A 9,771-nucleotide genomic window follows, 5' to 3' on the forward strand; every position below is an offset into this window, starting at 1 on the left:
TGTTTCAGTTGGCAACTGTTATTCCCAAGCAACTTGATTCTCCCCCTTAGAGTCGTTTATTTATTCTCCTATTTAAGCTGATAAAGCTTGCATAATTGAGCAAAAACAATTCAATTATCTTCATCAGATTGCTACAATTGCTGTCCAAAAAATAAAACATTAAATTGCGCTTTATAAAAAATGCCAGATTGGGGTAGTAAATGGATTTTCGAGTAATGGTTTTCGGACTGCTTTTTTGGCTCCCAACCGCTTTTGGCAACCCAATGAAGCAAATGGATGAGTTGGTGTTATTAATAAACCAATATCCCAAACAAGCCCAAGATCAAATTAACAAGATTGAGTCGACCCAAACGACTGCAACCCCTGTATACGAGCAATTAAGACTTCAGCTCCTGAAATGTAAAACCTTAGCAGCATTGGGAGACAACCAAGCCGCAATTAATCTTGCCAAACTATATGAAGCTAAATCAAAACAAGTAAACGTTAACGATGTTCGTCCTTATTTTTTACTCTGTATGGCTGAATCTTATTTGCAGCTAGGCAATATAAATGAGGCACTTCCTCTTTTTGACACCGTAATTAATATGGCTAAAGAAAAAGAACAATTTCAAGCGTTATCATCTGCATTAAGAATGAGAGGTGATTTTGAAATTTCTGCCGGTAATTATGCTTCAGCTTTGGAAGACCTTAGATTTGCAATTGATGTCCTTTCTTTAAATTTTACACAAAACAATAACTGGGTTTGGGAGCCTGAAACATTCTTTTATATTTCTTTGTCACACTTATTCAATATGACAGGCGATCTTGATAAAAGCATTTCCTATATACATAAAGCCCTTGCGACAGATGAATTAGAAGGAAAGATTCATTATTTGGCTCTAATTGGAGCTGCTAGAAAGTATTTTGATAACAATCAACTGGAGCTAAGCCAAAGTTACGTTGAAGAAGCAAAAAAAATAGTGCCTGAGCTAGAAGGTGAACTGGATATAGCTTGGAGCTACGCAACTCTAGGAGGAATGGAATTTAATTTAGGGAATCTGCATGAAGCCCAAAAACGACTAAAGTTAGCGTTAATGTATTTCGAAAGAGGTTATCAACTCGGCTACACGCTTCGAGTTAAAAGACTTTTAGCCCAAGTACACTTTGGGTTAAATGAAGCCCATAAAGCCATCCCAATGATGAAAGAAATCATCAGCCAAGCTAAAGAACTAAAGTTACACCACGATTTACTTGAATTTTATGAAATATTGGCCAAGCACTACGCCAGTACAGGCGATTATGAATCTGCTTATAATTATAAGGTTAAAAGCTATGCTGCTACAGCCAAATACAATGAGCAAACCAGCAATGCTCGATTTATTCAATACAAAGCCAGATTAGATAGACAAGCATCGATACACAACCAACCCAACACCCAAATAGTTACTCATTCACAGAGATTATTAACAACTAACCAAACCATCACCATCATTCTGTTTGTTTTAGGTGTTGTAGGATTACTGATTGGATTAGTATTTTATTTTCAGAAAAAACAACTCAGGTCGATCGAAAATCAGAATGTAAACTCGGTTGATTCAGTCGAGTTAAGAGCAACAAATATGCTTTTAAAAGCGAAACAGTATAACTATTCTGTTACTGCTTTAGTCACTAAGTTAAATTCGTTATCAGATACTGAAAAAACTCAAGTTTTAGAAGCCATTCATGATGTACTTCGAGAAGGCGATCTATTGCTTCAACACGACTCTGATGAGTGGGTTGTTCTGTTACCGAAAGTCAATAATGTCGCTGGTTATAAAATTATCCGCCAAATCACACACAGCCTACCATCAACGCTGATGAAACAGACTTTTGGACTGAGTACCTTTAAATCGTTCGATAATTTAGATTCGTTGGTCAAGAGAGCTTATTTAGAGCGACTCTCTCAAATCAAACGTCGTGAGGTTAAGGACGACAGTAATCATCCTATCGCTATGTAACGCTTTGAGTTAGAAACGATTGGATCTCATCAATAAAGTCAGTACCAAATCGTTCTAGCTTTCTGGCCCCGACACCATTAATGGCTAAAAATTGCTGCTCAGTTGTCGGCATATTGGCTGCCATTTCAGCTAAGCTGGCATCACTGAATACTAAATAAGGTGGAATTTCTAACTCATCTGCCAGTCTACGTCGTAACAATTTTAATTTAGCAAACAGCTGCCTATCATAATGTTGAGGGGCGCGACTTGCTGTTTTCGACTTACGTGTAACAGGTTTGACTTGCATTCGAGGAACCGCAAGTTGTAACGCTTGCTCACCTTTTAATACCGCTCTTGCACTAGGATTAAGTATAACTGCTGAACCACGTGTAATATCTTGGGTTACCAAGCCTAGATGGATCAGTTGGCGAGTAATACTCAGCCAATGCTCATGGCTTTTGTCTTTACCAATCCCCCATGTGCTTAGGGAGTTATGGCCACGCTCAATTACTAACTGAGATTGTGAGCCTCTAAGTACATCTATCAGATAATTGACACCATAACGCTGTTTGATCCGATATATACAAGATAAGACTTTTTGAGCATCTTCTGTTCCATTATATTGCTTTGGTGGATCTAGACACACATCACAGTTACCGCATGGCTCATTCGCTTGCTCTCCAAAGTAGTGTAGCAACACTTGTCTACGACAAGTTTGGGCTTCGGCAAAGGCCGCCATCGAATGTAGCTTATGCCTATCGACCTGTTGTTGACTTGGAGAAGGCGACTGCTCAATTAAGTGATGAACTCGTCCTATATCGGCAGGGTCAAACAACATAAAGGCTTCGGCCTCCAAGCCATCACGCCCTGCCCTTCCCGTTTCTTGATAATAAGATTCAATACTCTTGGGAATATCGTAATGGACAACGAATCGTACATTCGATTTATTGATCCCCATTCCAAAAGCGACAGTGGCGACAACGACATCAACATGATCTTTAAGGAATGCCTCCTGCACTTCAGCGCGCTCTTGAGTCGTCATTCCTGCATGGTAGGCTTTCGCTTTGATCCCTTGCAGGGTTAGCCTATCTGCCACTTCATCAACTCTCCGGCGGGATGAGCAATAAACAATGCCACTGTTGCCTTGCTGAGTACTGATAAACTGACGCAGTTGCTGAGAGGCATTCAATTTCTCAACAACTGTATAACGGATATTGGGACGATCAAAACTGGAAAGCCACTCAAAAGGCTGTATGTTCAAACGTTCGCAAATACTTTGCCGTGTCGCTTTATCAGCCGTCGCTGTAAGCGCCATCAATGGAATATGGGGAAAACGCTGCTTTAACTGTCCTAATTCGGCATATTCGGGTCTAAAATCATGCCCCCACTGGCTGATGCAATGAGCTTCATCAATGGCAAATAAACTGATGGTGAGGTTTGAAAGATGCGCTAATAAATCACCATTCATTAACCGCTCTGGTGAGACGTATAGTAGTTTAATTTCACCTTGATTTAAGCGCCTGAAAATATCACTGATCTGCTCACGTTCAAGCGACGAATTCAAGTACGCTGCTGCAACTCCTGTTTGCAATAAACTGTCTACTTGGTCTTTCATTAATGAAATTAGAGGAGAAACCACAATGGTCAGCCCTGGAAGCAATAAAGCTGGTACTTGATAACATAAACTCTTACCGCCTCCTGTTGGCATAATCGCCATCACATCCTTTCCTTGCAGAACGTGTTCAATGACCGATTGTTGTCCTTCTCGGAAGGAACGATAGCCAAAAACTTGAGACAGGCAAGAGTGAAGTGGGCAGGCAGTTTCCAATTGTTCGGCTGTTTCCATGTATGCTGACTAAAAGTGCAAAAATCATATTCTAATCAACTACCACTATCTTGTCTTGAGAAATTATTTTTCATCGACTTTGATCTCAGTCACACATACAATTCACGTTCTTTTCCACCATTACTATCATTCATGACTCATAACGAACATCAAAAAGGGATCGCGTTGGCGATTTGTGCCTATGTTTTATGGGGTATTGCCCCTATGTACTTCAAGTTAATAGAAACGGTTCCCGCAACTGAAATCCTTTTACATAGAGTCCTGTGGTCATTTGTATTTATGGTGTTGTTGATGTCATTTATGGGTGGATTTAACCATTTTAGGCAACTATTCCGCACTCCTAAAAAATTGCTAGTATTGAGCTGCACATCAGTCTTAATCGCTTTCAACTGGCTATTGTTTATCTGGGCCGTTAATAATGAACATATGCTCGATGCCAGTCTGGGCTACTTTATCAACCCGCTGTTTAATGTTGTGCTTGGAATGATGTTTCTTGGTGAGCGATTACGAAAGCTACAATGGCTGGCTGTTGCTCTCGCCGTAATAGGAGTGGTGATCCAGCTGATTTCATTCGGCTCTATCCCCATTGTTTCAATTGCATTAGCCAGCTCGTTTGCAATTTATGGCCTTGTGCGCAAAAAAACTAATGTAGATGCAAAAACAGGGCTACTGGTTGAAACCGCCCTATTATTGCCTATCGTACTTCTGTATATCAGCTATCAATTTATCGTTGAGGGCGTCGTATTTATGGATCACCCTCTGCAAACCAACATCATTTTACTCATGGCAGGCATAGTCACTTCAATCCCTTTATTATGCTTTGCGGGTGCTGCAATTCGGATTCCCTTATCCATGCTGGGCTTTTTTCAATATATAGGTCCTAGTTTAATGTTTATTTTGGCGACCTTTTTGTATCACGAACCCTTTACCCCAGAAAAAGCCACTACCTTTGGCTTTATTTGGCTTGCGCTGATCATTTTTGTATCAGATCTGCTTCTCGTCCGTAAACGGCGACAACAGAAGTAATGCTTGCTGAGGGTGCTTAAGGCTTACCATTACCACTAGATTATCAGTCGGTAAAACCAATACATGACGCGGTTCTGTGATCGCTAGCAAAGCTGTGGTTTTACCGTCAAAATCTTGCTTTAAGCGAAAGTAACCCAATTTAAATTCTGGTAACCCCACGCCATTCTCACGATGACTAATTGCTAATTCTGAAGATTGGGTTAGATCAACCAATTGTACCTTCGACCAATTCACTTCACTTATCGACCATGAGTGGCTATAAAAAGGCACAGACAGAGTAAGTTGCTGTTCTTCGATTTTAAGCTCTGAACTCCAAGTATTTACAAAGGTATAACCTAATGCACTTATCAGCGCGACGATTGGCAGTACCCATAAATACTTAAAAAAGCCGTCTGCAGAAGACGTTTTTATTAATACATACCAGAGAAGAACAAATAGGCCTACGAACCAAATAATGCCCATAGTACTCAAAGGAGCGAGAGAAAGTGAGATTGGATCCATGGCATAAGTCCTTTTTGTGCCTAGCAGATATATTCACCTTACCAAAATTTTAGACAAAAAAAAGCCTCGAACAATGTCGAGGCTTTTGAACAATTCCAAAAAAACAAATTACTTAATTTTTGCTTCTTTGTAGATAACGTGCTTGCGAACTACTGGATCAAACTTTTTGATTTCCATTTTCTCAGGCATGTTACGCTTGTTCTTTTCAGTCGTGTAGAAATGACCAGTTTTAGCGCTTGAAACTAACTTGATCTTCTCACGATTACCTTTAGCTTTAGCCATTTTTTATTACACCTTCTCGCCACGGTTACGAAGCTCAGCAACAACAACTTCGATACCTTTCTTATCGATGATGCGCATACCTTTAGTAGATACACGTAATTTTACAAAACGCTTTTCTGATTCTAACCAGAAACGGTGGCTTTGTAGGTTCGGCAAAAAGCGGCGACGAGTCGCGTTTTTTGCGTGCGAGCGATTGTTACCAACCATCGGACGCTTGCCAGTTACTTGGCATACTCTTGACATGTCAATCTTCTCCAAAAAACAATTCTAACGCTCGAGCATTTATGTGCCTCGTATGGCCGTCGCCCGAGGCACAAAGAGGGCGCATTTTATACACGATTCATAGGGTGAGATCAAGAAATTTTCACTTTCTTGCTCATTTTCACCGCATTCGTCTTAATTTCATACCATTACCCGTTTTTTATAAGTAATGGCATTAGAGCCATCCACGTTCAGCAAACGATACGATATCTCTATCGCCTACGACCAAGTGATCCAGCAAGGATACGTCTATGGTAGATAAGGCTGAATGAATGCGCTCAGTGATCCGTTTATCGGCCTGACTTGGCTCCGCCACCCCAGAGGGATGATTATGACAAACAATCACTGCTGCTGCGTTTTTTTCAAGCACCAATCCTATGATTTCCCTAGGATACACTGATGCCGCATTTATTGTGCCGCGGAATAATTCAACAAATTGAATGACTCGGTGCTGGCTATCCAACAACAGCACGGCAAAAACTTCATAATTCCGATCCGATAACTGACGTATTAAATAATCACGAGTGATGTCGGGACTGGATAATACTGGACCTCGATGCAAACTTTGTTGCGCTAAACGCGTTGACAGTTCAGCCACAGTTTGCAACTGCGCGTATTTTACAGGTCCCACACCCGGAAGTCGACACATCTGTTTGAATGAAGCGGAGAATAATTGCCTTAAGCCACCAAATTCTTGAATAAGATGCCGCGCCAACTCCACCGCATCCATATTTTTATTTCCATTACGTAAAATAATGGCCAATAATTCAGCATCGGATAATCGAGTCGCTCCCGATTCTAGAAGTTTTTCTCTCGGCCCTTCTCCTTCTGGCCAGTGGTTAATCCCCATATTCATCCTTGATAATAGGTAATAAGTTAAACCATTATGTCAAAAATCATCTAATAAACAACACAATAGGAAGCAACCCTATTATTCAAAAATCATAATGGCTATAACCTCAACTTTGTTACTTAAGGGAATTTCAATACTTTGAGGGCATTTTGAGTCTATGATATGGTTATCCATATTCTTTTGTTAGTGAACACTTACATGAAGCTGAGCCATAAAAAAATACTCGTTGGGATCTGCGGTGGAATCGCCGCTTATAAAAGCGCTGATTTAGTAAGAAAGCTTAAAGAGCAAGGTGCTGATGTTCGCGTAGTCATGAGCCAAAGTGCAAAAGAGTTTATTACTCCTTTAACATTACAAGCATTATCTGGCTACCCTGTTTCTGACAGTTTATTAGACCCTTCAGCAGAAGCGGCAATGGGACACATTGAATTGGCTCGCTGGGCAGATTTGATCATCATTGCGCCTGCTACAGCCAATTTTATTGCAAGGCTCACAGCTGGCATGGCTGATGAACTCATCACCACATTATGTATCGCTACTGAGTCACCCGTAGCTATTTGCCCAGCAATGAATCAACAAATGTACCGTCATGTTGCGACTCAAGAAAATTTAACCACCTTGAAGACACGACACGTCAACATTTGGGGCCCCGCATCTGGCAGCCAAGCCTGTGGTGAAGTTGGCCCCGGTCGAATGTTAGAGCCTTTAGAGATCACGGCTTTAGCCCAAAATTTTTTCAATGACTCACAACCACAGCCATTGCAAGGCAAAAAAATCATGATCACCGCGGGACCTACTCGCGAAGCTATCGATCCTGTTCGTTATTTGTCTAACCACAGCTCAGGAAAAATGGGATATGCCATTGCTCATGCCGCTCAAGCATTAGGGGCTAATGTTACATTAGTCTCAGGCCCTGTATCCTTATCCACACCCGACAAAGTCAAACGAGTCGATGTAAACAGTGCTGAGGATATGCTGAATGCGGTTATGTCTGACATCGATCATCAAGATATTTTTATTGGTTGCGCTGCGGTTGCTGACTATAAAGTTGAACAAGTGGCCACCGATAAAATAAAAAAATCGGCAGAACACATGCAGCTAAGGCTCGCTCGAAATCCTGACATCTTAGCTACGGTTGCTAGTCTTGATAATAAGCCATTTACCGTAGGCTTTGCGGCTGAAACCAGTAATGTAATTGAATACGCCCAAGGCAAACTGGAACGCAAAAATCTTGATATGATTGCGGCCAATGATGTCGCTATTCAAGGACAAGGCTTTAATGCCGATAACAATGCACTGCATGTATTATGGTCAGGCGGTCAACACAATTTACCCACAGCCACTAAAACAGAATTAGCTCGACAGTTGCTACAACTTATCATTGAAAGAATGGACAACGATGAAAACTCCAATTGAATTAAAAGTTCTCGACTCACGTATCGGCTCTGAATATCCTCTACCAAACTATGCCACCGTTGGCAGTGCTGGTATGGACTTACGTGCCATGATAGATACCGACATGGTGATTGAGCCAGGCCAAACAGAATTGATCCCAACCGGAATCGCTATCCATGTCGCCGATCCTAGCTTAGCAGCCGTTATTCTCCCTCGTTCTGGTCTTGGCCATAAAAAAGGCATTGTTTTAGGCAATCTAGTCGGCTTGATTGATTCCGATTATCAAGGTCAATTAATGGTGTCGTGTTGGAATCGCTCAAATGAGCCATTTACCTTGCAAATCGGTGAACGTTTAGCGCAATTGGTGTTTGTACCTGTGGTTCAAGCTCAATTTAAACTCGTGGATGAGTTTGAAAGCTCACAACGTGGTGAAGGTGGCTTTGGTCACTCAGGGACTCAGTAACCAGAATAGTGGTTAATTAACAATCTTAGGTGCAGTAGGAATAAAAGATGGCAGAACCAAAGAAAAAAAGCCGCAAGCAGCATATTCTTGAATGTTTAGCTCACATGCTGGAAACCAACCCAGGACAAAGGATCACCACCGCAAAATTGGCCGCCGAAGTGGGCGTTTCAGAAGCCGCGCTATACCGTCATTTTCCAAGTAAAGCCAGAATGTACGAAGGCTTGATTGAGTTTATGGAAGAGTCTCTTCTGACTCGTATAAACCTCATTATGGATGAAGAAAAAGACACCATGAGACGCTGCCAATTATTATTACAGCTCGTGTTAATGTTTGCAGAGCGTAATCCGGGTATTTCTCGTCTACTCAATGGTGATGCTTTATTGGGTGAAAATGAACGCCTGCGTGATCGTATTAATGCGCTTTTTTCTAAAATCGAAACTCATTTAAAACAAATTTTACGTGAAAAGACTTTACGTGAAGGACAAGGGTTTCAAATTGAAGAGGCCACCTTAGCGAATCTATTATTGGCTATTGCAGAAGGTAGAATAGCTCAATTTGTACGTAGTGATTTTAAACAGAAACCAACAACTCAATTCCCTGAGCAATGGCAATTTGTAGAAAAGCAGTTGTTACAGAGTTAGTAGCTAATTCCGATTAATGCAAATAAAAGTAATAGTGTGGTTAGACAATAGTCCGTGACAGGATGTCACGGTCGTAAGCACATGGTCGTGTGCTTCTGTTGTCGTCCACACTATTATTCCTTAGCGAGCTAGCAAATATCCAGCTCAATACATATCCAAATCAGCGGCCGATACCACTTTACCTGTATAACCATATTGGCGAATTTCTTTAATTAAATCCGCATCAGTCGTTCCCCAATATAACTGATGGTAAAGCACCAATAACCTACATTTCGCATGGTGATTTAAGTATCCGTACATTTTCAACCATTAACAAAAAACAACATAGATCTTGTAGTGTTCTCATACGGTTTACCAAATTTTAAGCATGCCAAAAGGCTTCTGTCGTGAAGCGAAACTTTTCTTGCCTTAACATTATGCAATGTTGTAAATACGACTCACCTCACTACCAAACAGGGTTAAAATTTTTCTCTTTTCTGGAGTAATACCCGATATCGCTGAACCTTGTTCTCTAATTGTAACGACGTGAACAGCGCTCATAACTTGAA

11 protein-coding genes are annotated in these 9,771 nt (G+C 41.1%); 5 read left to right on the forward strand and 6 right to left on the reverse strand.

Translation table 11 applies throughout. From position 1 onward, the window contains the following. Window positions 1–200 precede the first annotated feature (200 nt). On the forward strand, window positions 201–1,976 hold the full coding sequence (locus tag D5018_RS14640; protein WP_121839747.1) for a tetratricopeptide repeat protein: 1,776 nt from the start codon (window positions 201–203) through the stop codon (window positions 1,974–1,976). Here D5018_RS14640 and recQ read toward each other — a convergent pair. Beyond that, window positions 1,969–3,801 (reverse strand): DNA helicase RecQ, encoded by a 1,833-nt coding sequence (gene recQ / locus D5018_RS14645; RefSeq protein ID WP_121839748.1) that lies wholly within the window; start codon window positions 3,799–3,801, stop codon window positions 1,969–1,971. The two genes, D5018_RS14640 and recQ, sit on opposite strands and share 8 nt — an antisense overlap. A 132-nt stretch (window positions 3,802–3,933) precedes the next feature. On the opposite strand from recQ, the gene rarD reads away from it, so the two are divergent. Continuing rightward, window positions 3,934–4,827 (forward strand): EamA family transporter RarD, encoded by an 894-nt coding sequence (rarD, locus tag D5018_RS14650; RefSeq protein ID WP_121839757.1) that lies wholly within the window; start codon window positions 3,934–3,936, stop codon window positions 4,825–4,827. On the opposite strand, the gene D5018_RS14655 is transcribed toward rarD, so the two are convergent. The 4 genes from D5018_RS14655 to radC all read right to left on the reverse strand — a co-directional run bounded on the left by D5018_RS14655 (window position 4,786) and on the right by radC (window position 6,721). Further along, window positions 4,786–5,328 (reverse strand): hypothetical protein, encoded by a 543-nt coding sequence (locus D5018_RS14655; RefSeq protein WP_121839749.1) that lies wholly within the window; start codon window positions 5,326–5,328, stop codon window positions 4,786–4,788. The genes rarD and D5018_RS14655 overlap by 42 nt on opposite strands. A 108-nt stretch (window positions 5,329–5,436) precedes the next feature. Further along, a complete protein-coding gene (rpmG, locus tag D5018_RS14660; protein WP_121839750.1) occupies window positions 5,437–5,610 on the reverse strand; it encodes a 50S ribosomal protein L33 in 174 nt (57 codons plus the stop codon). A 6-nt stretch (window positions 5,611–5,616) separates the two neighbouring features. Beyond that, a complete protein-coding gene (rpmB, locus tag D5018_RS14665; RefSeq protein WP_121839751.1) occupies window positions 5,617–5,853 on the reverse strand; it encodes a 50S ribosomal protein L28 in 237 nt (78 codons plus the stop codon). Window positions 5,854–6,046: 193 nt separating this feature from the next. Next, window positions 6,047–6,721 (reverse strand): RadC family protein, encoded by a 675-nt coding sequence (gene radC / locus D5018_RS14670; RefSeq protein ID WP_121839752.1) that lies wholly within the window; start codon window positions 6,719–6,721, stop codon window positions 6,047–6,049. Window positions 6,722–6,922: 201 nt separating this feature from the next. Between radC and coaBC the strand changes: the two genes are divergently transcribed. From coaBC to slmA, 3 genes are read left to right on the forward strand one after another with little or no spacing between them, the layout of a single operon-like run. Further along, the gene (gene coaBC, locus D5018_RS14675; protein WP_121839753.1) at window positions 6,923–8,140 is read left to right on the forward strand and encodes a bifunctional phosphopantothenoylcysteine decarboxylase/phosphopantothenate--cysteine ligase CoaBC; all 1,218 of its coding nucleotides are present in this window, start codon (window positions 6,923–6,925) and stop codon (window positions 8,138–8,140) included. Continuing rightward, a complete protein-coding gene (dut, locus tag D5018_RS14680; protein ID WP_121839754.1) occupies window positions 8,124–8,582 on the forward strand; it encodes a dUTP diphosphatase in 459 nt (152 codons plus the stop codon). Before coaBC ends, dut begins: the two co-directional genes overlap by 17 nt. A 47-nt stretch (window positions 8,583–8,629) precedes the next feature. Next, a complete protein-coding gene (slmA, locus tag D5018_RS14685; RefSeq protein ID WP_121839755.1) occupies window positions 8,630–9,223 on the forward strand; it encodes a nucleoid occlusion factor SlmA in 594 nt (197 codons plus the stop codon). A gap of 144 nt (window positions 9,224–9,367) precedes the next feature. Here the strand turns inward: slmA and D5018_RS21735 are convergent, their stop codons facing one another. Further along, window positions 9,368–9,523 (reverse strand): hypothetical protein, encoded by a 156-nt coding sequence (locus tag D5018_RS21735; RefSeq protein ID WP_165905074.1) that lies wholly within the window; start codon window positions 9,521–9,523, stop codon window positions 9,368–9,370. Between the last annotated feature and the right edge of the window lie 248 nt (window positions 9,524–9,771).

Source organism: Parashewanella curva (assembly GCF_003675895.1).
Taxonomy (GTDB): Bacteria; Pseudomonadota; Gammaproteobacteria; order Enterobacterales; family Shewanellaceae; genus Parashewanella; species Parashewanella curva.